The sequence below is a fragment of the Roseovarius salis genome (genome assembly GCF_044472985.1).
GTDB lineage: Bacteria > Pseudomonadota > Alphaproteobacteria > Rhodobacterales > Rhodobacteraceae > Roseovarius > Roseovarius salis.
In genome coordinates this window covers 1-22,685 of record NZ_JBISDG010000012.1, presented here as the reverse complement: position 1 = coordinate 22,685, position 22,685 = coordinate 1, and the positions used below count along the sequence as shown (strand labels likewise).

The 22,685-nt window shown below is 66.2% G+C and carries 24 protein-coding genes and 1 riboswitch; of the genes, 4 read left to right on the top strand and 20 right to left on the bottom strand.

What is annotated here, in order from left to right; genetic code table 11:
- The first annotated feature begins 4 nt into the window (after nucleotides 1–4).
- The gene (ccoS, locus tag ACH13J_RS06535) at nucleotides 5–163 is read left to right on the top strand and encodes a cbb3-type cytochrome oxidase assembly protein CcoS (protein WP_397542512.1); all 159 of its coding nucleotides are present in this window, start codon (nucleotides 5–7) and stop codon (nucleotides 161–163) included.
- Between the two features lie 10 nt (nucleotides 164–173).
- Here ccoS and ACH13J_RS06530 read toward each other — a convergent pair whose 3' ends face one another.
- The 9 genes from ACH13J_RS06530 to ACH13J_RS06490 form a co-directional block, all read right to left on the bottom strand.
- A complete protein-coding gene (locus ACH13J_RS06530; RefSeq protein WP_397542511.1) occupies nucleotides 174–620 on the bottom strand; it encodes a DUF3592 domain-containing protein in 447 nt (148 codons plus the stop codon).
- Nucleotides 617–1,408 carry a DUF4189 domain-containing protein gene (locus tag ACH13J_RS06525; protein ID WP_397542510.1) on the bottom strand — a complete coding sequence of 264 codons (792 nt, stop codon included), beginning with the start codon at nucleotides 1,406–1,408 and terminating at the stop codon, nucleotides 617–619. The genes ACH13J_RS06530 and ACH13J_RS06525 overlap by 4 nt, the downstream gene beginning before the upstream one ends.
- A gap of 141 nt (nucleotides 1,409–1,549) precedes the next feature.
- The gene (locus ACH13J_RS06520; protein ID WP_397542509.1) at nucleotides 1,550–2,980 is read right to left on the bottom strand and encodes a serine hydrolase; all 1,431 of its coding nucleotides are present in this window, start codon (nucleotides 2,978–2,980) and stop codon (nucleotides 1,550–1,552) included.
- Between the two features lie 275 nt (nucleotides 2,981–3,255).
- Nucleotides 3,256–4,248: an ABC transporter substrate-binding protein gene (locus ACH13J_RS06515; RefSeq protein WP_397542508.1), complete on the bottom strand. Its 993-nt coding sequence runs from the start codon at nucleotides 4,246–4,248 to the stop codon at nucleotides 3,256–3,258.
- Nucleotides 4,249–4,280: 32 nt separating this feature from the next.
- Entirely contained in the window at nucleotides 4,281–5,123 is an 843-nt protein-coding gene (locus ACH13J_RS06510) for an ABC transporter permease subunit (RefSeq protein ID WP_397542507.1), read from the bottom strand.
- Nucleotides 5,120–5,986: an ABC transporter permease subunit gene (locus ACH13J_RS06505; RefSeq protein ID WP_397542506.1), complete on the bottom strand. Its 867-nt coding sequence runs from the start codon at nucleotides 5,984–5,986 to the stop codon at nucleotides 5,120–5,122. Before ACH13J_RS06505 ends, ACH13J_RS06510 begins: the two co-directional genes overlap by 4 nt.
- Before the next feature lie 45 nt (nucleotides 5,987–6,031).
- Nucleotides 6,032–6,817 carry an ATP-binding cassette domain-containing protein gene (locus ACH13J_RS06500; protein ID WP_397542505.1) on the bottom strand — a complete coding sequence of 262 codons (786 nt, stop codon included), beginning with the start codon at nucleotides 6,815–6,817 and terminating at the stop codon, nucleotides 6,032–6,034.
- A 95-nt stretch (nucleotides 6,818–6,912) separates the two neighbouring features.
- On the bottom strand, nucleotides 6,913–8,376 hold the full coding sequence (hydA, locus tag ACH13J_RS06495; protein WP_397542504.1) for a dihydropyrimidinase: 1,464 nt from the start codon (nucleotides 8,374–8,376) through the stop codon (nucleotides 6,913–6,915).
- Between the two features lie 94 nt (nucleotides 8,377–8,470).
- Entirely contained in the window at nucleotides 8,471–9,721 is a 1,251-nt protein-coding gene (locus ACH13J_RS06490; protein WP_397542578.1) for an allantoate amidohydrolase, read from the bottom strand.
- Nucleotides 9,722–9,940: 219 nt separating this feature from the next.
- Here ACH13J_RS06490 and ACH13J_RS06485 point away from each other — a divergent pair, with 219 nt between their 5' ends.
- The gene (locus tag ACH13J_RS06485) at nucleotides 9,941–10,570 is read left to right on the top strand and encodes a TetR family transcriptional regulator C-terminal domain-containing protein (RefSeq protein ID WP_397542503.1); all 630 of its coding nucleotides are present in this window, start codon (nucleotides 9,941–9,943) and stop codon (nucleotides 10,568–10,570) included.
- 35 nt (nucleotides 10,571–10,605) lie between these two features.
- Entirely contained in the window at nucleotides 10,606–10,836 is a 231-nt protein-coding gene (locus tag ACH13J_RS06480) for an N-(5'-phosphoribosyl)anthranilate isomerase (RefSeq protein WP_397542502.1), read from the top strand.
- A gap of 51 nt (nucleotides 10,837–10,887) precedes the next feature.
- On the opposite strand, the gene preA is transcribed toward ACH13J_RS06480, so the two are convergent.
- The 11 genes from preA to ACH13J_RS06425 all read right to left on the bottom strand — a co-directional run bounded on the left by preA (nucleotide 10,888) and on the right by ACH13J_RS06425 (nucleotide 20,010).
- Nucleotides 10,888–12,192, bottom strand: coding sequence for an NAD-dependent dihydropyrimidine dehydrogenase subunit PreA (gene preA / locus ACH13J_RS06475; RefSeq protein WP_397542501.1), 1,305 nt, complete (start codon nucleotides 12,190–12,192; stop codon nucleotides 10,888–10,890).
- Between the two features lie 24 nt (nucleotides 12,193–12,216).
- The gene (locus ACH13J_RS06470; protein WP_397542500.1) at nucleotides 12,217–13,539 is read right to left on the bottom strand and encodes an NAD(P)-dependent oxidoreductase; all 1,323 of its coding nucleotides are present in this window, start codon (nucleotides 13,537–13,539) and stop codon (nucleotides 12,217–12,219) included.
- A gap of 123 nt (nucleotides 13,540–13,662) precedes the next feature.
- Nucleotides 13,663–14,430 carry an FCD domain-containing protein gene (locus ACH13J_RS06465; RefSeq protein WP_397542499.1) on the bottom strand — a complete coding sequence of 256 codons (768 nt, stop codon included), beginning with the start codon at nucleotides 14,428–14,430 and terminating at the stop codon, nucleotides 13,663–13,665.
- A 142-nt stretch (nucleotides 14,431–14,572) separates the two neighbouring features.
- Nucleotides 14,573–15,232, bottom strand: coding sequence for a hypothetical protein (locus ACH13J_RS06460; protein WP_397542498.1), 660 nt, complete (start codon nucleotides 15,230–15,232; stop codon nucleotides 14,573–14,575).
- Nucleotides 15,233–15,235: 3 nt separating this feature from the next.
- Nucleotides 15,236–16,636 (bottom strand): selenium-binding protein SBP56-related protein, encoded by a 1,401-nt coding sequence (locus ACH13J_RS06455; RefSeq protein WP_397542497.1) that lies wholly within the window; start codon nucleotides 16,634–16,636, stop codon nucleotides 15,236–15,238.
- A 123-nt stretch (nucleotides 16,637–16,759) separates the two neighbouring features.
- A complete protein-coding gene (gene cobO, locus ACH13J_RS06450; RefSeq protein ID WP_397542496.1) occupies nucleotides 16,760–17,368 on the bottom strand; it encodes a cob(I)yrinic acid a,c-diamide adenosyltransferase in 609 nt (202 codons plus the stop codon).
- A gap of 16 nt (nucleotides 17,369–17,384) precedes the next feature.
- A complete protein-coding gene (locus tag ACH13J_RS06445; protein WP_397542495.1) occupies nucleotides 17,385–18,101 on the bottom strand; it encodes an LrgB family protein in 717 nt (238 codons plus the stop codon).
- On the bottom strand, nucleotides 18,098–18,457 hold the full coding sequence (locus ACH13J_RS06440; RefSeq protein WP_397542494.1) for a CidA/LrgA family protein: 360 nt from the start codon (nucleotides 18,455–18,457) through the stop codon (nucleotides 18,098–18,100). The genes ACH13J_RS06445 and ACH13J_RS06440 overlap by 4 nt, the downstream gene beginning before the upstream one ends.
- A 137-nt stretch (nucleotides 18,458–18,594) precedes the next feature.
- Nucleotides 18,595–19,089, bottom strand: a complete 495-nt coding sequence (locus ACH13J_RS06435) for a hypothetical protein (protein WP_397542493.1) — start codon at nucleotides 19,087–19,089, stop codon at nucleotides 18,595–18,597.
- 60 nt (nucleotides 19,090–19,149) lie between these two features.
- Nucleotides 19,150–19,842: a CbtA family protein gene (locus ACH13J_RS06430; RefSeq protein WP_397542492.1), complete on the bottom strand. Its 693-nt coding sequence runs from the start codon at nucleotides 19,840–19,842 to the stop codon at nucleotides 19,150–19,152.
- Between the two features lie 3 nt (nucleotides 19,843–19,845).
- Nucleotides 19,846–20,010, bottom strand: a complete 165-nt coding sequence (locus ACH13J_RS06425; RefSeq protein ID WP_397542491.1) for a CbtB domain-containing protein — start codon at nucleotides 20,008–20,010, stop codon at nucleotides 19,846–19,848.
- 37 nt (nucleotides 20,011–20,047) lie between these two features.
- Nucleotides 20,048–20,270, bottom strand: a riboswitch (cobalamin riboswitch).
- A gap of 276 nt (nucleotides 20,271–20,546) precedes the next feature.
- Here ACH13J_RS06425 and ACH13J_RS06420 point away from each other — a divergent pair.
- A partial coding sequence (locus ACH13J_RS06420) for an AAA family ATPase (RefSeq protein ID WP_397542490.1) occupies nucleotides 20,547–22,685 on the top strand: 2,139 nt, incomplete at its 3' end.

The following is a 22,685-nucleotide window of genomic DNA, read 5'->3' as shown; positions in this document are numbered from 1 at the left end:
TCCATTGACCGTTCTCGCCTACCTGATCCCGATATCGCTCGTCATGGGGGGGCTTGGGCTTGCCTTCTTCATATGGACGGTGAAAACCGACCAGTATGACGACCCCGAGGGGAATGCGCGCCGCATTCTCAGCGACGAGTACGACGACAAGCCCAAGCAGTAGCGCGCAAGGCTCAGGCGCCCGAAAGTCGCTGCCATGCGATGACAAGCAGCGCCACCCCCAGCCCCGCGGGGATCATCCAGAACCAGTTGCCACCGCGCCGCAGAAACGCCGTTTCCGGCGCATCGGGCAGGAAGTGCACCGTGACCTGCGTGCCGGCCGGATACGCGTCCACGAGGCGCTGCGCGCGGTGGCACATCATGATCGTTTCCGCACCCGGCGGCGGCGTCACCCGCGTTCCGATCCTGTCCTGACCGTCCACGCGGTAGCGATAGCGCACCACCGGCTGACAGCCGTCCTCGATTTTTCGCAGCTCGCCGCCGATCACGGTTCCCGTCGTCGTCCGGGCCCGGCGCAACACACGCCGCCGCCGTTCGCGCAGCACCGCCCCGAGAATGATCAACGCCGGCCCGCCGGCCAGCATGATCACAAGTTGGTAGAGGCCGGGTTGGCCGCTCATTTGCAATAGCTGTAAACCACATCGCAGTCGCCGCCGTGACCCTGCTGGCAGAAGCGGCGGGCATTGCCTTCGGCGGTGGCCTTGGTCCCGCCCGCGCCGACGCCCCACCAATAGCCCCCGCGCGTCCTTTGGGCGAGTGCGTGGCATGTCTTGCGTGTCGGTTCCGATACGATGCGGCAAGCGGCTGCACCGCAGAAATCGAGGGCGGTTTTCCTTGCCTGTGCCACAGACGCGCCCCGCCCGTGGCCGAAGCGGCCGGCCATGTCCAGCGCAAAGACCATCGCGTCGGGTCCGGTGGATTCATCCCCGTGCCGCCGGGTGCGCATGTCGCTCTTTTCGGTCGTCACCGGAACGACCGCGATAGGCCCCAACTCGGCGCGAATATGATCCAGCCCGCCAAAGACCTTCAGCGTGCGATCGACGAATTGGGCCTGAACAACGTAGTAGGTGCCGGGTTCGATTTTCCGCGCCGGGGCACGCCGTTCCAGCACGGGCTTGCCGGTCTGCATGAAATCGCAACAGTCCGCCTTGTGGAAATGCACGGTCCTGTTTGCTCTCCCCTCGCGGATCTCGACGATCGCGTAGCGCACCTCGTCTATGCGGCAATCAGAGAAATCACCGGGCAGGATACGGATGGGGAAATCCTGCGGCACCGTGCTGCCGCTGCGCGGCGCGTCGACCACCGGACTGCATGGTTTGGGGGCGGCCGTCGCGGCGTCGGGCGCCATCATGAATGCCGTGAAGGCCAGCAGAGAAGCCAAGGGAATCCGAGCGCCGTTGAGCGTCATGCAAAGCCCTTTTCTTGAAAGAATGAACGCACCCTCGGCTAACAGCCCCTCTCGCCGCGGGTCAACCCGGCGGGTCATGCCGGGCCGGCTGTCGCGTATCTGCGTCGGGGCATGCGCCGATGCGGGCCCGGTGCCCCCGGTTCAGCCGGACGGCTCGATCATGAAACAGGTGATCTGCTTGGCCTGAAGCCGACGACAGGCGAGTTCCGCGGTCTCGCGGCTCAGCCCCATGAAATTCGCGTCATAGCCGCCGGTACGTTTGCGCACCTTGCGCAGCGATCCGTCAAGCGTGGACATCTCGTTGAGCGCAACCTGCAACAGAACCTTGCGGGCCTTGTACTGGCTTGGGTATCGGCCCACCGTGATGCCCCAGTGGCGCCCGCCAGAGGTCGATATGCGCTCCACCACGGTCTTGTTCGCGCCATCGTCTGTCCCATCCCGTGTCTCCAGCGCGGCAAGGTCGGTCGGCCGGGCCGCGGGCGTGATCTCCGGCACGGGCTGCGTGGCATCCGCGGACCCTTTTGAGGATTGCGCCGCGGCCATGACTGCCTTGTCGATATCTTCCTTGGTGGCGATCGTGACCGTTTCGGCCTGCCTTTCCGATCCGGGGCGGGGCCGCGGGCGCAGGCTTCGGGTCACGGCCGCGGCGGTTTCCATGCGTTCACGCTTGCCGAAGCCACCCGGCACGCTGTGCCCGTCCACCTTGCCCATGTAGGGCGGGCGTGACGGCGGATTCAGCGCCACGCGGGTCGGGGCGCGGCGAAAGCCGAGATCGAGCAGTTCGGCAACCTTCGCGTTGCGAGAGGCGGTCGAGCGGCCACCGAACACCGTGGCGATCACCCGTTCGCCGCCACGCCGGGCGCTGGCGGTCAGATTGAAGCCGGCGGCGCGGGTATACCCCGTCTTGATCCCGTCTGCCCCCTGGTAGCTGCGCAGCAGCTTGCGATTGGTGTGATACACCGTCCGCAGCCCCGCATCCGCGGTAATGCGCGAGAACAGGTTGTAATAATCGGGATAGTCATAGAACAGGTGCCGCCCGAGGATCGTCATGTCCCGCGCGGTGGACAGATGTCCGCTTTCGGTCAGGCCATGAGCGTTCTTGAAAGTGGTGCGCGTCATGCCAAGGGCCTTGGCGGTGCGGTTCATCCGCCTTGCAAAACGCGCCTCGGACCCCTCGATGGCCTCGGCCAGCGCGGTGGCCGCGTCATTGGCGGATTTCACCGCCGCCGCGCGGATGAGATAGCGCAGCCGTATCCGCTGCCCCGCCCGCAGACCCAGCTTGCTGGGCGGTTCACTGGCGGCATGGCGGGAAATCTTGACACGGGTATCGAGATCGATCTCGCCGTTCTCGACGGCCTCGAACACGACATAGAGCGTCATCATCTTTGTCAGGGAAGCGGGATGCAACCGCGTGTCGGCGTTCCGCGAATGCAGTATTTCGCCGGTGCGCGCGTCCATCACCATCGCGGCATAGGGCGCCGCCGCCGTGCTCAGCGGGAGCACCACCAGCATCCAGATGGCGGCCGTCATCAACAGTCCCCACCGGACCGGCTGTTTCCTCCGGCGTCTCATGAACCTGCTCTTGTCTGCCTCATGCCGCCGGTGTCCGGCTGGCGCGTTGTGATTACGTAGATGCTAGCATAGCGAGTGTGTAGATTAAAGCCTTTATTCTCAACGCCTTCTGCTTTTTTCTTGATGTTTTGACCCAATATCTTGTGCCGATTGTGGCGGCATTCCCCCATTACGGCCAATGTGGCAGCAATGTGGCGGTTTCATGTGACTGTGTGAAACGAAAAGGGCCCGGGCATTGCCGCCCGGGCCCATGACAACCGCCGTGCGGTCCGGTGTCAGTTCAGGGCCTTGTCCGTGACCTCGTGCGTCCAGGCCGCGTCTCCGGGATGTTCGGTAATGACCGGGTCGGAGCCGCCCGACAGCAGGGAGTCGACCGTGCGCTCGAAATCGGCCGGGTCCAGCTCGCCGTTAGAGCCTTCGGTCAGCTTGGCGATCTCGCGCATCATCCGTTTCTGGTGCTTCTCGGTCTGGGCGCCGGTCGCGTCGTTTTCGAGCACGATCATCGCCGCCTCGTCGGGGTTCTCCTCGGCCCATTTCCATCCCTTCATGGAGGCCCTGACGAAACGCGCCAACTTGTCCACTTCCTCGGGATCGTCGAGCATGTCCTCGTGGACGTACAGACCATCTTCAAGCGTGGCGACGCCCTGATCCTCGTACTTGAAGGTAATCAGTTCCTCGGGCTTGATGCCCGCGTCGATCACCTGCCAGTACTCGTTATAGGTCATGGTCGAGATGCAGTCGGCCTGCCCCTGCAACAGTGGGTCGACGTTGAAGCCCTGCTTGAGCACCTCGACGCCATCCTCGCCCCCATCGGTCGGGATACCGAGCTGGCTCATCCAGCTGAGGAACGGGTATTCATTCCCGAAGAACCACACGCCGAGCGTGCGGCCGGGGAAATCCTCGGGGCTTTCGATGCCGGTGGATTTCAGGCAGGTCAGCATCATGCCCGAGCGCTTGAAGGGCTGGGCGATGTTGACCAGCGGCAGGCCCTTTTCGCGCGCCGACAGCGCCGCGGGCATCCATTCCACCGTGACGTCCGCGCCACCGCCGGCGATCACCTGCGTCGGCGCAATGTCCGGACCGCCCGGCTTGATCGTGACGTCGAGGTTCTCTTCCTCGTAGAATCCCTTGTCCTTGGCCACGTAATAGCCGGCGAACTGGGCCTGCGTGACCCATTTGAGTTGCAGGGTCAGATCGTCTGCCGCCTGCGCCATGCCGGCCCATAGTCCGGCGGTGGCGAGGCCGATTGTCTTGGCGAGTGTCTTCATGTCAGTCTCCCTTGTTGGTGCCAGTTGTCTTGTTATGCCCGGCCCCTTTGTGATGGGTGCCAGAATGTCACCGCTTTCTCGATCAGCGCAACCCCGCCGTAGAACAGCGAGCCTGCGAGGGCGGCAACGACGATCTCGGCCCAGACCATGTCGATGGCCAGCTGGCCGACCGAGGTCGAGATGCGGAAGCCCATGCCCTTGATGGGCGAGCCGAAGAACTCCGCGACGATGGCGCCGATCAGCGCCAGCGTCGTGGCGATCTTGAGCCCGTTGAAGATGAAGGGCATCGCCGCGGGCAGGCGCAGCTTCAGGAGCGTCTGCCAGTAGCTCGCGCCATAGGTGCGCATCAGGTCGCGCTGCATGCTGTCGGTATCGCGCAGCCCGGCCACCGTGTTCACGAGCATGGGAAAGAAGACCATCACCACCACGACCGCCGCCTTGGATTGCCAGTCGAAGCCGAACCACATCACCATGATTGGCGCGACGCCGATGATCGGCAGGGCGGCCACGAAATTGCCCACCGGCAGCAGGCCGCGCGTCAGGAAGGGCGAGCGGTCGATGGCGATTGCCGCCAGCACCGCCGCCGTGCAGCCCATTGCGTAGCCGGTGAAGGCGCCCTTCACCACGGTCTGGACGAAATCGACCCAGAGCGTGCCGAGGCTTGCCGCGAAGCGGTCGGCGATGGCGGTCGGGGCGGGCAGGATCACCGGGCTGACCTCCAGCCCGCGCACGATCAGCTCCCACATTACCAGGACGGTGAGGCCAAAGATGACCGGCACGGCATAGCGCGCGCCCCGCGTGCCGCTTTCGGCCAGCCGCACATTGGCCCACCACGCCACCAGCCAGATCAGGATTGCCAGTGCCACCTGGATCATCGGGCCACCCCCATGCGCCGGTCGGCGGCGCGCTGGATCGCGCCGACGATGATGATCAGGATGCCGGCCAGGATCGCTGCGGCAAACAGAGCGGCCCACATGATGAGCGGCTGGCCGAACTGGCTGCCGATCAGCATGCGCGCGCCCAGCCCGTTGATCGCGCCCGTGGGCAGCTCGCCCACGATCGCGCCGATCAGGCTGGCCGCGATGGCGACCTTGAGCGAGGCGAAGAAATAGGGCAGCGAGGCGGGCAGGCGCAACTTCCAGAACACCTGCGACCGGCTGGCGCCATAGGTCTTGAGCAGGTCGAGCTGCATGCTGTTGGGCGACCGCAGGCCGGAAACCATGCTGACCAGAACGGGAAAGAACGACAGGTAGGCCGAGATGATCGCCTTGGGCACAAGCCGGTCCTCGACCCCCACGGCATTGGCCACGACCACGATCATCGGGGCCAGCGCGACGATGGGGATCGTCTGGCTGATGACGGCCCAGGGCATCACCGACATGTCGACGGCGCGGCTGTGCACGATCGCGATGGCAAGACCGACGCCCACCACGATACCGAGCGCGAAGCCCCAGAGCGTGGCCTCCAGCGTGACGAAGCCGTGGTAGACGAAGCTGCGCTTGGAGGTCACGGCGTGACCGAACACGCCATCCCACAGTGTCGCGATCACCTGGTGCGGCGCGGCGACCACGGGCCGGTCCTGCGTCATCGTGGCGACCACGAGATCGGGAAAGCTCATCTCGCGGCCCAGCCTTTCGGCCATTTGCAGCGCCCAGGTGGAATTCATCCATATGGCCGCCAGGTACCAGATCACGACGATCACGGCGACGACGGTGAGAACGGGCAGGGCGTTACGCATCACGCGTCCCCCCTGCCGGTGGCGGCGGGCCGGAACGGGCGGCGCTCAGTCGTCATAGCCGTGCCCCGCGCGCAGGCCCTCGCGGACGCGATGGGCCACTTCCAGGAATTCGGGCGTGTCGCGGATGTCCAGCGGGCGCTCCTTGGGCAGCGGGCTTTCGATCACGTCGGTGATCCGGCCCGGGCGGGGCGACATCACGACGATCCGGGTGGAGAGGTAAACCGCCTCCGGGATCGAGTGGGTGACGAAACAGATCGTTTTGTGCGTCCGGTCCCATAGCTGCAGGAGCTGCTCGTTGAGGTGGTCTCGCACGATCTCGTCCAGCGCGCCGAAGGGTTCGTCCATCAACAGGATGTCCGCGTCGAAGGCCAGCGCCCGGGCGATCGAGGCGCGCTGCTGCATCCCGCCCGAAAGCTGCCAGGGGTATTTCTTCTCGAATCCCGCCAGGTCGACCAGTTCCAGCACCTCGCCCACGCGCCGTTGCTGTTCGGACTTGCCATAGCCCATTATTTCCAGTGGCAGGCGGATATTGCCCCCGATGGTGCGCCAGGGGTAAAGCCCCGCCGCCTGAAAGACGTAGCCATAGGCGCGGGCACGCCGCGCCTCCTCGGGGCTCACGCCGTTCACGGTGATCGTGCCGCCCGTGGGATGCTCCAGATCGGCCATGCAGCGCAGAAACGTCGTCTTGCCGCAGCCCGACGGCCCGATGAAAGAGACGAAGTCGCCTTTCTCGACGTCCAGCGTCACGTCCTTGAGCGCATGCACCGGCCCGTCATTCGTCTCGAAGGTCAGCGACAGGTTCTGCGCGCTGATCACTGTCTCGCTCGTCAAGTCTCGTCCCCCGCTTGCCCGGGCTTATTGCGCCCATGCTGGCTGATTATTGTCAATGGGCCGCGCCCGCCGTTCACCGGGCGTGGCCGGGTGTTTCAGATACCTGCCGGAATGTTCAGCGGATCGCGTTCCACGCGCTTGGGCGCCGTCAGCTCCTTCCACTTCGACAGCGCCTTGTGCGCCGAGGGGAAGGCCGGGCGCGGCACGAAGCGGCCGCGGCCCGGTTGCGGCTGCGAGTTCTGGCCCCAGGCCCAGATCACCTCGCCGCGCGAGATGGTATAGCGGGCATTGGCCGTCACCTCGAACCCCTCGAACACGTTGTAGTCGAGGATGGAATGGTGGTTGCTGGCCGAGATCGTGCGCGAGATGCCGGGATCCCACACCGTGATGTCGGCATCCGCCCCCTCCACGATCGCGCCCTTCTTTGGATAGATGTTGAGGATCTTGGCCACGTTGGTCGAGGTCGCGGCCACGAATTCGTTCGGGGTCAGCCGCCCGGTCTCCACCCCCTTGGTCCAGAGCACCGAAAGGCGCTCCTCCAGCCCGTTGGAGCCGTTGGGAATCTTGGTGAAATCCTCCAGCCCCATCCGCTTCTGCTCGGTCGAGAACGCGGCGTGATCCGTGGCCACCACCTGCAGGCTGCCGGCGGCGAGGCCGTTCCACAGGCCGTCCTGGTTTTCCTTGTCGCGGAAGGGCGGGCTCATCACCCGGCGCGCGGCATGGTCCCAGTCCTTGTCGAAGTACTCCGACTCGTCGAGTGTCAGGAACTGTATCAGCGGCTCACCGTACACGCGCATCCCCTTCTGCCGCGCCCGGCGGATGGCCTCGTGCGCCTGTTCGCAGCTCACATGCACGATATAGAGCGGCACGCCCGCGGCATCGGCGATCATGATCGCGCGGTTGGCGGCCTCGCCCTCGACCTCCGGGGGGCGGGAATAGGCGTGCCCCTCCGGCCCGGTGATGCCCTTCTCCAGCATCTGCTGCTGCAGGTCGGCCACGATATCGCCGTTCTCGGCATGCACCATCGGCAGCGCGCCCAGCTCCTTGCAGCGCTTGAACGACGCGAACATCTCGTCGTCCTCGATCATCAGCGCGCCCTTGTAGGCCATGAAATGCTTGAACGAGTTGACGCCCATCTCCACGGCGTCCTTCATCTCGTTGAAGACGGTCTCGTTCCAGCCGGTGACCGCCATGTGATAGCCGATGTCGGTGCAGATCTGCGGGGCGGACTTGCGGTGCCACTCGTTGATCGCGTTCTTCAGGCTGCCATCCGCGCCGGGCAGGCAGAAATCCACCAGCATCGTGGTTCCGCCGCAGGCCGCGGCCCATGTGCCCGTCTCGAAGGTCTCGGCGGCGGTGGTGCCCATGAAGGGCATCTCCATGTGGGTATGCGGGTCGATCCCGCCGGGGATGACATAGGCACCCTCTGCGTCGATGTATTCATCGCCCTTCAGGTCCTCGCCGACCTGCTTGATCTTCTCGTCCTCGATCAGGACGTCGGCCTTCCATGTCCGGTCCGCCGTGCAGACGGTGCCGTTCTTGATGACTTTGGTGGTCATGTGCTTTCTCCCTGTTTGTCGCTCCCTCGCCCCGGCGTCTTCTGGCCGGAAATATCCCGGGGGAGTCGCACTTGTGCGACGGGGGCAGAGCCCCCTATTCCACGATCTCCGCCGTCTCCACGACCGCGTGCATCAGCACGTCCGCCCCCGCGGTGGCCCAGTCCTTCGAGATTTCCTCGGCCTCGTTGTGGCTCAGCCCGTCGACGCAGGGACACATCACCATCGCCGTGGGGGCCACGCGGTTGATCCAGCAGGCGTCGTGCCCCGCCCCGGAAATGAGGTTCATGTGGCTGTAGCCCAGCCTTTCGGCGGCGTTGCGGACGGCCGTCACGCAGCCCTCGTCGAATTTCACCGGGTCGAAGCCGCCGACTTTCTCGAACGCCACCTCCAGCCCCATCTCGTCGCAGATCGCCTGCGCCTCCTTGCGCAGGCGGTTTTCCATGTCCTCGATCACCTCCAGCTCGGGTGAGCGGAAATCGATCGTGAACACCGCCTTGCCCGGGATCACGTTGCGCGAGTTGGGGTAGACATCGATATGGCCCGACGCGCCGACGGCATGGGGCTTGTGGGACCACGCGATCTCGTCCACCTTTTCCAGCACGCGCGCCATGCCGAGGCCGGCATTCCTGCGCATGTACATCGGCGTCGAACCTGTGTGGCTTTCCTTGCCGGTTATGGTGACCTGCGTCCAGCTCAGGCCCTGCCCATGGGTGACCACGCCCACGTCCTTGCCCTCCGCCTCGAGGATCGGGCCCTGCTCGATGTGCAGCTCGAAGAAGGCGTGCATCGGCCGCGCCCCGACCTCTTCCTCGCCGCGCCAGCCGATGCGCTCCAGCTCGTCGCCGAACCGCTTGCCCTCCGCATCGACCCGGTCATAGGCCCACTCCTGGGTGTGCATCCCGGCGAATACGCCCGAGGACAGCATCGGGGGCGCAAAGCGCGTGCCTTCCTCATTGGTCCAGTTGGTCACCACGATGGGGTGCTTCGTCCGGATGCCCAGATCGTTCAGCGTGCGGATTATCTCCAGCCCGCCCAGCACGCCCAGGATTCCGTCATACTTGCCGCCCGTTGGCTGGGTGTCGAGGTGCGAGCCCACATAGACCGGCAGCGCGTCGGGATCGGTGCCCTCGCGCCGGGCGAACATGTTGCCCATCTGGTCGAGGCCCATTGACAGCCCCGCGTCCTCGCACCATTTGCTGAACAGCGCCCGGCCCTGGGCATCCTCGTCGGTCAGTGTCTGCCGGTTGTTTCCACCGGCGACGCCCGGGCCGATCTTGGCCATTTCCATGATGCTGTCCCACAGCCGGTCGCCGTCGATCTTGAGATTCTCGCCGGGTGCCGCCATCACGTCACCTCCCCTTGGATAGCTTTCAGGGTGCCCGAGTCGCGCGGATCGCGCAAACGCGGCGCCCCTCTTGCGGTGTTGGCTTTTTTACCATTTGGTAAAGATACGATTGCGGAGCCGACCCGGCCTGTCAAGCCACGTCTGCCAAGGGGCGGGCAATCTGGCCACCCTGCCGCGATCGGTGCTAGGGTTTGCGGCAAAACACGCGAAGGGACAAGCATGCAGGACAGCCCCCCCGCCGGTGCGGCACCGCGGACGAGCCGTATCCAGCAGCGCAACCGCAAGCGCATCCTGGACGCGGCGCTCGACGTGTTCTCGCAACATGGGTTCCGTGGCGCGACGCTTGACCAGATCGCCGACGCGGCCGGGCTGAGCAAGCCCAACATCCTCTATTATTTCTCCGGCAAGGAAGAGATCCACGTCACGCTGCTGAACGGGCTGATGGACGCGTGGCTGGCCCCCCTGCGCGAGATCGACCCGGATGGCGACCCGCTGGAGGAAATCCTGCGCTACGTTCACCGCAAGCTGGAGATGAGCCGGGAATTTCCGCGCGAAAGCCGCCTTTTCGCCAACGAGATCATCCAGGGAGCGCCACGGATGGCGCCGCACCTGCAAACCGGGTTGAAACCGCTGGTGGACGAGACGGCGGCGCTGATCGACGGCTGGATCGCCGCGGGGCAGCTGGCGCCGGTGGATGCACGCCACCTGATTTTCTCGATCTGGGCGACGACGCAGCACTATGCGGATTTCGACGCGCAGGTGCAGGTGTTGATGCGGGGGCGCGACGACGTGCATGCCGGCGCGGCCGCCTTTCTCGACACGCTCTACCGGCGCCTGCTCACACCTTAACCTCGCGTTCACCATGGCCGGTGCAGCATCGGGACATGCCCGCCCGAACCCGACAGACCGGACCCGATTACTGGCTTGACCAGATGTTCGCCGCGAAGGCGGTGCAGCGCCGTGGCGTCGTGCGTCGTTCGATCGCATGGGTCGACAGGGAGGTCGGGCGCGACACGTTCCTCCGTGCCGTGCGCGCCCGCGGATTCCACCTGATAGAAACCGCCGACCAGTACGTTGTCGTGTGCCACCCCGGCCCGGTCCGAATGCTGTTCTGAAAAATTCGCGAATTTTTCAGAACGGAGATTTTTCGCGAAAAATCTCCGCGCCTATTCGGCCGCGCATTTGCCGGGGTTGTTGGGGTGTGTTGTCCAGTTGGCGTATTCTCCGGGCACGATCTGCCCCGTGCGTTCGTCTACCGCGCCGGGTTCCAGTTGTTCCATGGTTATGCAGCCCTCGACCGGGCAGACATTGACGCACAGGTTGCAGGCCACGCATTCCGAGTCGATGACCTCGAACACCCGGTCCTCCGACATCGAGATCGCCTGGTGGCTGGTATCCTCGCACGCCGCATAGCAGCGGCCGCACTTGATGCACAGGTCCTGGTCGATCCGCGCCTTGGTGACATAGTTCAGGTTCAGGTGCTGCCAGTCGGAAAGGTTCGGTACCGCCCGCCCGACGACCTGATCGACGGAGTCGAAGCCCTTTTCGTCCATGTATTGCGACAGGCCCGAGATCATCTCCTGCACGATCTTGAAGCCATAGGTCATTGCTGCCGTGCAGACCTGCACGTTGCCCGCGCCGAGCGTCATGAATTCCGCCGCGTCACGCCAGGTGCTCACCCCGCCAATGCCGGAAATCGGCAGGCCCTGAAGCTCGGGCGTGCGGGCGATCTCGGCCACCATGTTGAGCGCGATGGGCTTGACCGCCGGCCCGCAATAGCCGCCATGCGCGCCCTTGCCGTCGATCGTGGGCTCGGGGGCGAACATGTCGAGGTTCACACCGGTGATCGAGTTGATCGTGTTGATGAGGCTCACCGCGTCGGCGCCGCCGTCCTTCGCTGCCTGCGCGGGCTTGCGGATATCGGTGATGTTGGGCGTGAGCTTCACGATCACCGGCAGGTCGCTGTGTTTCTTGCACCACTCGGTGACCTGCTGCACGTAATCCGGCACCTGGCCCACGGCCGACCCCATGCCGCGTTCGCTCATCCCGTGGGGGCAGCCGAAATTGAGTTCGACCCCGTCGCAGCCCGTGTCGGCAACGCGGGCGAGAATCTCCTTCCAGCTGTCCTCGTTCACCGGCACCATCAACGATGCGACGATGGCGCGGTCAGGGTAGTCCTTCTTTACCCGCGCGATCTCGTCGAGGTTGGTCTGCAACGGCCTGTCGGTGATGAGCTCGATGTTGTTGAGGCCCAGGAGTTGGCGATCGGCTCCCCAGATCGCACCGTAGCGCGGGCCGTTGACGTTGACGATGGGCGGGCCGTCCTCGCCCAGGGTTTTCCATACCACGCCGCCCCAGCCGGCCTCGAAGGCGCGGCGCACGTTGTATTCCTTGTCCGTGGGCGGCGCCGACGCCAGCCAGAACGGGTTGGGCGAGGTGATGCCGACGAAGTTCGTCTCGAGATTGGCCATTGTGCTGGTCTCCCCTGGCTCGGCTCAGCCGGTCAGGCTGGCGTGAATGTCCTCTGCGGCGTCGCGGCCCTCGGCCACCGCCGTCACGGTGAGGTCGTCGCCGCCGGCAGCGCAGTCGCCCCCGGCCCAGACCCCGTCGAGCGATGTGCGACCCGCACGCGTGACCTTGATCTTGCGACCGTCGAGATCCGGCAGGTTGCCACCTTGCAGCGTCTGGCCGATGGCCTTGAACACCTGGTCGGCGGGCAGGCGGAACCGCTCGCCCGTGGGTTCGAGTTCGTCATCTGTGTATTCGAACTCCACCTCGCGCACCTTGCCATTGCCGTGGATGGCCACCGGCGCCGCGTTGGTGATGATCCTTACCCCCTTGGAGGCGGCAAGATCCTGTTCGTAAACGCTGGCGTTCATGCGCTCGCGCCCGCGGCGATAGACGAGGGTGACGTTCAGCGCCCCCAGAAGCCGCGCCTGCACGGCCGCGTCGATCGCCGTCATGCCGCCGCCGATCACCACCACGTCGCGCCCCACGGGCATCCTTGACAGGTCCGCGGCCTGCCGCAGCTCGGCGATGAAACCGACGGCGTCGGCGATCCCGTCCTTGTCCTCGTTCTCCAGACCGAGCGCGTTGACCCCGCCCAGGCCGATCCCCAGGAAAACCGCGTCGTAGCTGTCGCGCAACGCGCCGAGCGTGAGATCCTCCCCGAGCCTGCGGCCCGTTTCGACGGTAATGCCGCCGATCTGCAGCAGCCAGTCCACCTCGGCCTGTGCGAAGTCGTCGACGGTCTTGTAGGCGGCGATGCCGTATTCGTTCAGACCGCCGGGCTTTTCATGGCCATCATAGAGGGTGATGTCGTGGCCGTGCATCGCAAGACGGTGCGCGCAGGCGAGGCCCGCGGGCCCCGCACCGACCACTGCCACGCGTTTTCCGGTGGGCGCGGCACGGCTGAAGGGATGGCTGTTCGTGGCCATCAGCGTGTCGGTGGCATAGCGCTGAAGTTGACCGATCAGCACCGGCTTGCCCTCCGCGATCTCGCGCACGCAGGCTTCCTCGCACAGCGTTTCCGTCGGGCAGACGCGGGCGCACATGCCGCCCAGGATGTTCTGCGTCAGGATCGTCTTGGCCGCCGCCTCGGGCGTTCCGGTGGCGATCTGGCGGATGAAAAGTGGGATGTCGATTTCCGTCGGGCAGGCCGTGATGCAGGGTGCGTCATGGCAGAAGTAGCACCGGTCCGCGGCCACGAGCGCCTCGTGGTCATCAAGCGGGGGATGCAGGTCGGCGAAGTTGTTCTCGTACTCCTCGGGCCGGAGCCGTCCGGCGGCGATCCCGGGGGTCAGCGCGCTATGGGTCAATGTGTCCTCCCCTGCTGGACGTCTTTTGGGGGAGTATGCCACAGGATTATTTTTTATCAAATGGTAAAAAATGGGCAGTGCGCACACGCCGGCACCGCCCGGCGTCTGGCCGCATCCGGCCGCTCAGCGAGATTGCTCGTGTTCCAGCCGCTGCCGGGCGATCGCCTCGTTGCGCTCGGCGCGCTGCTGGTCGGCAAGGGCACGTTCGACGTAACTCAGATGGGCCTCGACCGCGGCCCGGGCGGCGGCCCCGTCGCGCGCCTGCAGCGCCGCGTTTATCGCGCGGTGCTGGTCGAGCAGGGCACCGCGCGTGGTGTGCTGCTTGAACATGACCTGACGATTGTAGAAGACACCCTCGCGCAGGAGCTGGAACATCGAGCGCATCATGTGCAGCATCACCACGTTATGGCTGGCCTCGATGATGGACATGTGGAACTCCGCGTCCAGCCGGGCCTCGCGGTCGGGTTCGGTCCGGGCGTGGGCTGCCTCCATCTTCGCGAAGATCTCGCCCACCACTGCGAGATCGGTATCGGAGGCCAGCCGCGCCGCGCGCTCGGCCGCCAGCCCCTCGAGATCGCGGCGAAAGGCGACGTAGTCGAAGACCGCTTCGCCATGGTCGGAAAACAACCGTATCAGCGCGTCGGAAAACGCGTTCCCCAGCACGTCGGCGACGTAGATGCCGGCCCCGGCGCGCGTCGTGAGCAGGCCCTTGTCCTGAAGTTCCGCCACCGCGTCCCGCAGAGACGGGCGGGAAACACCCAGCCTTTCGGCCAGGTCGCGTTCCGCGGGCAGCCGCTCGCCGGGGCGGAGTATGCCGCGCAGGATGAGCTTCTCGATCTGTCGTGTTACCGCGTCTGAGAGCTTTTCCGGAGTGACTTTCTGAAATGGCATCGGCATGGTCCTGGTCGGGGCGGTTTCGCCGGGGGCGCTGCCCCCGTCGCGCCCTTGGCGCGACTCCCCCGGAGTATTTCAGGCAAGATGAAGCGTGATCCGGGGAGCGATCCGGTATGTTTGCCCGGACCGGCCGCCACGGTCAATGCAGCGCGACAAGCGATATCACGCCCACCAGGACCAGGCTGGCGGCCCAGATCGTGTCGAGGTTGAACCAGCTCCTGCTCAGGAATCGCAACCCCAGCCAGCGATAGACGCCGACGGCCAGCGCGCCGCCCGCCAACGTCATCGCCACGGTGTGCGTGACCGCCACGGCGAGTGCCGCGCCGGTGTCGGAGGACATCAGCGCGAAGGCGGCGCGATGGCCCGTGCCCTCCTGTGAAAGGTCGCACAGGCCCAGGTATATCGGCACCAGCATCAGCCCCGCACCGTGCGCCATGGCCGCAAGGAAGGACCACAAGGCCAGCCGGGACGGGGGCACGCGGGCGAGAAACCGCGGATGCCGGCGCGTGACCAGCAGGTAAATCCCCATCGCGATCACGAGGACCGCCGCCCCGACCTGGATCTCGCGCTGCCAGTCCACCAGCAGGAGCATCGCCGAAAACGGCAGCAGGATCGCCGTCATCGCCACGAGGTGCCCCGCCCCAAGGGCCAGCAGTGCACGCCAGAGCCTGTGGCCGTCGCGCTCCATGAGCGCGGCCGATACTGCCAGCGGCCATCCCATGCCGGGGTTGAGGCCGTGATAGAGACCGGAGGCGATCACGGCCCACCAAAGGGCCGCGACCGTGCTTGCGTCCTCCACGGATCAGACGGAGGGGTAACAGAAACTGTCGGTGGAGCAGTCTCCGCCCTCCAGCCGGATCTGGTGGGCGCGGTAGCCGTCGGGGAACTCCACCCAGAAATCGGGGTCGAGGTCAAGCCCGCCGCCATCGCCCGCGCGCGCCATCACCATCGCCGCGCCGCGTTCGCCCGGGTAGAACTGGTCATCCCAAGTGGAATAGAGCGAATTCGTCCAGTAGACCCGCTTGCCGTCGCGGCTGATCTCGACCATCTGCGGGCCATAGCCGAACGGCTTGCCGTTGGGGTGCTTGGTCTTCTTGACGATCCCGCCGATCTCGACCTTGCCGGCCAGCTTGGGGTTCATCGGGTCGGACACGTCATACTGGTGCATCTCGCCGGTGCCCCAGCAGGCCACGTAAAGGAACCGGTCGTCGAGGCTGAGGTCGATATCCGTCACCAGGGGCGGCACCGCCTCGAACCCTTTGAGAAGCTCGGGCAGGTCGTCGGCAGCAGCGGGTTGGGGGTCGATGGTGATGGTCTTCCTGGCCTCGAAGGTGCCGTCCTCCTTCTGCCACCAGGTGAAGATCGCGCCCTGAAGGTTGGTGGTGTCCACGACCACGCCGCAGAAGCCGTAATCCTTGGCCGGGTCGTGCGCGGGCCGGATTTCCAGTGCCATCTGGTGGTTCTCGCCGAGGTCGATGGTCTGGACGTTGCGGCGCTCGCGCAGGTTCCAGAAATGGATCTTGTGGCCATACTTGTTGGACAGCAGGTCCTCGGGGACGAGTCCGTTCTCGAACTGCGGCGGCAGGCCCCATTCGGAACTGACCATGTAGTCGCGCGGCAGGTTCCACCAGAAATCGTAGTGTTTCTCCTGCTGGCCGCGGTCCATCTCGTACCGGCCGAGGATCTCGAAGCTCTCGCAATCCATGATGAATATTCCCGGCGGGCCGTCGGTGCCATCCTCGCCACCTCCGCCAAGGGTGGACACGTATATCCCCTCCGGTCCGCAATGGATGGTGTGCGGGCGGGAATAGCCGGTCTTGGCGAACACCTCCTCGGGCTCGATGATCTTGTGGATCTTGGCCTCCAGCGGCTCCTTGACGTCGATCACGTAAATGCGCGACGACCGGATGCCGGGAATGATGAGGTACCGCCGTTCCAGGAACGCGTGCCCCGAGAGAGGTGACAGCGACGACGAACAGGCGTTCCAGCCGAAATGGTGAAACTCGTCACCCTTGTTCGGCATGATGACCTTGTGGACGATGTCGCCATAGTTTTTCGACCCCGGGTCGACGTCGATGATGGCAAGCCCGTCGGGCTGCGACCCGTCCGGGCTGAGCATCAGCGTGAAGGCGAGCTTCTCGGCCGGTGCGTCCATCGCGATCTTGGGGGTGGGGTAGAATGTCGGATCCGGTCTCAAATTCATTTTGCATTTCCTCCCTGTCAGGCGTGGGCCGCGGGCTTGTCCCGGCCCTGAGCCTTTGGGGATGTTGACATGCAATGCGGATTCAGGAAACGGAAATCTGCCTTGGTCGGCCGCCGGGGGCGGTCAGTACTCCACCCCGAGTTGCGCCTTCACGCCCGAGCGGAACGGGTGCTTGATCATCTCCATCTCCGTGACCAGGTCGGCGATCTCCACGAGATCGTCCTTGGCGTTCCGCCCGGTCAGGACGACATGGGTCATGTGCGGCTTTTCCTCCGCGAGGAACTGGACCACCTCGGCGATGTCGATATAGTCGTAGCGCAGCGCGATGTTGATCTCGTCGAGCAGGACCATCCGGTTCGAGTCGTCCCGGATCAGGTTCTTGGCGGTCTCCCATGCCGCCTGTGCCATCTCGATGTCGCGGGCGCGGTCCTGCGTCTCCCAGGTGAATCCCTCGCCCATGGTGTGAAACGCGCAGACATCCGGGAACCTTTGGGTGATCAGGTCGCGTTCTCCGGTGCTCATGCCGCCCTTGATGAACTGGACGACGGCGCACTGCATGCCGTGGGCGATACAGCGGAATATCATGCCGAAGGCGGCGGATGACTTGCCCTTGCCCTTGCCGGTGTGGACGATGATCAGGCCCTTTTCCTCGGTCTTGGTGGACATGATGCGGTCGCGCGCGGCCTTCTTCTTGGCCATCTTTGCCGCGTGGCGTTCGCTGTCGTCGCTCATCTGGCGCGCCTCCCCTTCATTGGAACAGTGCCAGTACATAAGGCGCGATGATGGCGGTCAGCAAGGCGTTGAGCCCCATGCCGATCCCTGCGAAGGCGCCCGCGGTCTCGTTCACCTGAAAGGCCCGGGCGGTGCCGATGCCATGGGCGGCGACGCCGACCGAAAAGCCCCGCGCGCGCCAGTCGGTGACGCGCAGACCGTTCATCAGCGGCGTCACGATCACCGCGCCGATGATCCCCGTCAGGATCACCAGCGCCGCCGTCAGGGTGGGCAGGCCGCCAAGCTGTTCGGCGATCCCGATGGCGACCGGCGCCGTGGTCGACTTGGGTGCGAGCGAGGCCAGCGCGGCCCCCTCCACCCCGAGGGCTCGCGCGATCCATAGCGCCGAGACCACCGCCGTGACCGACCCCACCGCCAGCGCGCCGGCCATCGGCAGCAGCGTGCGGCGGACATGGTGCAGGTTGGTGTAAAGCGGCCCCGCCAGAGCCACCGTTGCCGGGCCCAGCATGAAATGAACGAACTGCGCGCCTTCGAAATAGGTCGCGTAGGGTGTTTCCGTGGCCCATAGCACCGCGGCGAGAAGAGCCATGGCCACCAGGACCGGGTTGACCAGCGGGTTGCGCCCCGCCGCGCGGAACGCCGTGTCGCCGACGAGGTAGGCCGCCAGCGTCGCCGTCAGCCAGATAAGCGGCCCCTCGCGCAGATAGGACCAGATGTCGGGCAGGTCCGTCATTCGGTCTTCTCCGCGTTGCCCGTGAGCCGGGCCAGCCAGACGAAGGTGAGCGCGCCGGTCACAAGTGCGAGCACCGTGCTGGCCACCAGTGCAAGCAGCAGTGCCGGCCCGGACTCGCCGAGCGCCTCGGCGTGGCTGATGACGCCGACGCCAGCGGGCACGAAAAGCAGTGACAGATGGGCGAGTATGCCCTGCGAGGTCGGCAGGATGCGGTCGGCGAGCTTCCGGCTGGCGATGAACCCCGCCAACAGCAGCGCCATGCCGATCACGGGCCCGGGGATGGGCAGGGCCAGCGCGCGGGCCAGAACCTCGCCGGCCAGCTGCGCCGCGAGTATGATCGCGATGTTGAGTATCATGGCAGCCTCCGGACCGTTCGTGCGGGGCGATCATATGGCCTGTTGGGCGAAAGAAAAGGGCCGCGTCGGTCCCGGGCGCACCCGGCGAGGGGAGCCTCGCAAAGCGTGGCGGCTGGGCCGTTGCGGTCGCGGCTGAGTTACTCGATTGAAAATGTCGTGGTCGCCTCGACGGCGGTGCCGTTCACGGTCAGTTGGCCGTGATCGTTTGCATTGAGTGTCACGCGGAGTTGGTGCTCGCCCTTGGGCAGCGCCGACAGGTGAAACCAGCGGGCATAGGCGCGGGCGATCTTGACACCGTTGAGGTAGACATGGGCGTGACCTTCGCCGGGCACGTGCGGGCCGTTCACCGACCTGGGGGCGAAGGTGAAGTTCTCGGTCGCGATCTCGAGGTTCCGGCTCCGTGGTCCGTCGGGGTGCACCACGATTTCAAGCCCGGGCGCGGGCCCCGCGACCTCGGTCATTTTCGAATGGTCTTGGTCGCCGTCGCCATGGTCGTGGGCGGCATGATCGTGCACGGCATCGTTGCCATGCGCATGCCCCTCGACCGTTGCGCCCGTCGTGGCGGCGACCATGAATCCGAGACCGGCGCCGAAAAACAAACCGATGATGAGAAAGACGAAGTGTCGGGGCATCACGTGCTCCTCCTGCGCGGCGCGGGCGGCACACGGACCGCCCGTGCCTGGCTTGGTGGCTCAGGCCGCAGCCGGGGCCTGGGTCGCCTCGCGCTGCCAGAAATACCCGGCGAGTGCGCCCAGAACGACCCACACGGCCAAGCCGACGCCAAGCGCGCGGCTGGCGAACAGCGCGGCGATCTCGGGCGGGACCGGGCCGGCAAAGCTGTCGGGATGCGGGGCGCCGACCGCGTGCGGCGCAACGATCAGGACTGCTGCCGCGCCCCATGCTGCCCAGCTCCGGCCGAAACCGATCAGCCCCAACCCCGCAGCCGTGGCCGCCACGGTGGACCACCACCAGACTTGCCGTGCACCGATGTCGCCCGCGGCCACGCCCGGCACCTCGGGGGGCAAGGAGACGGCGGGCGCAAGGTGGAACGCGGCAAACCCCGCAATCCCCCAGACAAGCCCGGTGCGGGCGTCGATCCGCACACCCCGGTCCGCGGCCAGTGCCATCACCGCGACAAGCATCAGCGCATAACCCACGTAGATCAGCGCAGAAAACAGCACGCTCAGCCCGTCGCGAACGGGGCTGAACCCCGGAAGGTCCGGGTCGGCGCTGACGGCATCGCCGCCGAAATGAACGAGTTCGCCGGATTCATAGAGTTCGGCGTGCAGTAGCACCGGCTGCACGAAAGCGAACTGCAACGCGGCCGCTATCAGGCCCGCGCAGAAGCCAGCGAGCAGCGCGCTGGTCAGGATTCTCTGGAGCATGGATCAGTGGCAGGGAAAGCCGGTCGCGTGGCGCACGTCATGGGCGGAATCGTGCAGCGCGGCCGCCTGCACATGCCCGGCGACGGAGAGGATGCCGAGCCCAAGCCCGAGGGCGGTCAGGACCGGAAGAATTGCGGATTTGGATGCCGATTGAACCAGTGCGGTCATGTCTTCTACTCTCTTTTCGCGCCCCACACCCGGGGCTGGATGCCATCGCGCAAAGGCTGGTCTCCTGGCTCGCGGGTCGTCGCCTTGTCTGCCGCCTTCCCGGGCATGAGCGCCCAGTGGCATCTTGGCAGGGGCTCGCCGCTCACAGTCGCGGGGGCGGCTGACGCATGGGCGCCCTGTTTGGGTCCGCCGGCACGTCATTCCCATTTCGTCCCCGGATGCGTCGCACCCGATACGGGACCCTTGCATGTCTCGGTATGAAGCGGGCGCGCCGTTGCGTCAAGGCAGATTCCGACGCCCGGTGTTACAGTGGCGGCATGGCCGCGTGGCTGCCGCGGTTTGTTTCCCGATCCCCGACGCTGACCGGCATCACGCGCGGCGCCTTGCGCATCCGCGGTGCGGCGGCAATATCTTGTGGATAACCGTCAGCTGCAAGCCACATGGTGGGGTTTGCCGTTGACAGGTTGCGCCTGAGCGCATCTGATGGCGACCCAAGACCGGAATCACCGGCGCCAGACCGACCGAGAGGGCACGCCGTGCAGTTTTCCAAGCTCAGGCTGACAGGCTTCAAAAGCTTCGTTGACCCCACCGACCTGCTGATCCAGCCGGGCCTGACGGGCGTGGTGGGGCCCAATGGCTGCGGCAAGTCCAACCTGCTTGAGGCGCTTCGCTGGGTCATGGGAGAGAACCGGCCCACCTCGATGCGCGGCTCGGGCATGGAGGATGTGATCTTTGCCGGGGCGGCGACGCGCCCGGCCCGGAACTATGCCGAGGTCGCGGTTCATATCGACAACACGGACCGGCTGGCGCCGGCGGGGTTCAACGATGCCGACCACCTCGAGATCGTCCGCCGCATCACCCGCGACGTGGGCAGCGCCTACAAGCTGAACGGCAAGGACGTGCGCGCGCGGGACGTGCAGATGCTCTTCGCCGATGCCTCGACCGGTGCGCACTCGCCCGCGCTGGTGCGGCAGGGCCAGATTTCGGAACTGATCAACGCCAAGCCCAAGGCGCGCCGCCGCGTGCTGGAGGAGGCGGCAGGCATCTCGGGCCTTTACCAGCGCCGGCACGAGGCCGAACTCAAGCTCAACGCCGCCGAGACCAACCTTGCGCGTGTCGACGACGTGATCGAGCAGCTGGCCGGGCAGCTGACACAGCTGGACCGGCAGGCGCGGCAGGCCGCCCGCTATCGCAAGATCGGCGAGGAGTTGCGCCATGCCGAGGGGCTGTTGCTCTACCGTCGCTGGCAGGAGGCCGACGCGGCCCGTGCCGAGGCCGATGCCGGGTTGCATGCCCGGCTGACGGAAGCCGCCAAGGCTGAAACTGCGGCGCGCGAGGCCGCACGGACCCGCGGGGAGGCCGAGGCCGCGCTGCCGCCGCTGCGCGAGGAGGATGCCATCGCCGCGGCCGTATTGCAGAGATTGCAGGTCAGCCGGGATTCGCTGGAAGAGCAGGAGGCCACCGCGCAGGCCCGGATCGAGACGCTTGAGTCGCGCATCAGCCAGTTGTCCCGCGACATCGAGCGCGAGCACAACCTCAATCGCGACGCCGGCGAGACGATCGAGGAACTGGAGCGCGAGACAGAGGTGCTGGCACAGGCGGCCGAGGGGCACGAGGACCGTCTTGCCGCCGCCTCGGCCGGGGCACAGGATGCCGCCGCGGTACTGCAGGAACGCGAAACCGCGCTCAGCCAGCTGACCGAGGACATGGCCCGGCTGTCGGCGCGTCACCAGTCGGCGCAACGGCTTGTCGAGGACAGTCGCAAGACGCTTGAGAACAGCGAGGCCGAGGCGGCCCGCGCCCGTGCTGCCGCCGACACCTCCCGGCAGGCGCTGGACAAGGCCAGCCATGACCATGCCGCGGCACAGGAGGCGGAGGCGACCGCGCTGAAAACGGCCGAGAACGCCGAGGAGACGCTGAGGCTGGCCGACGAAGCGCGCGCCGACGCGCAGTCGCGCGAGGCGGATGCGCGGGCGGAACGTTCCGAGGCCGAGGGCGAGGTCAACGCGCTGTCGGCAGAAGTCTCGGCGCTGGCGCGGCTGGTGGATCGCGACACCGCCGAGGGGGGGCAGATCCTCGATTCGCTCGATGTCGCGCCGGGGTATGAAAAGGCGCTTGGCGCCGCCTTGGCCGACGACTTGCGCGCCCCCGAGGTCGCGCCCGACGGGCCGACCGGCTGGACCCGCCTGCCGGGGTACCCCGTCGCGCAGCCCCTGCCGGGGGGCGTCACGCCACTGTCCACGCATGTCAATGTTCCCGACGTGCTGGCCCGCAGGCTCAGCCAGATCGGGCTTGTCGATGCCGACGACGGACCGGCGCTGCAGTCTGAACTGAAACCGGGCCAGCGGCTGGTCAGTACCGAGGGCGACCTGTGGCGATGGGATGGCTACAGGGCATGGGCCGAGGATGCGCCCTCGGCCGCGGCGCTGCGGCTGGAACAGCTCAACCGGCTCGAGGAACTCAAGCAGCAACTTGCCCATGCCACCGCCCGTGCCGAGGGCGCAGCCCGCGCGCACGAAACGCTGCGCACGCGGTTGGCAGAGTTGACAGAGGCCGACAAGCAGGCGCGCGAGGCCCGGCGTGCCGCCGATGCGGCCGTGACCGAGGCCAGCCGCGCCCTGTCGCGCGCCGAGGCCGACCGCAACCTGGCGAGTTCGCGGCTGGAATCTCTCGGC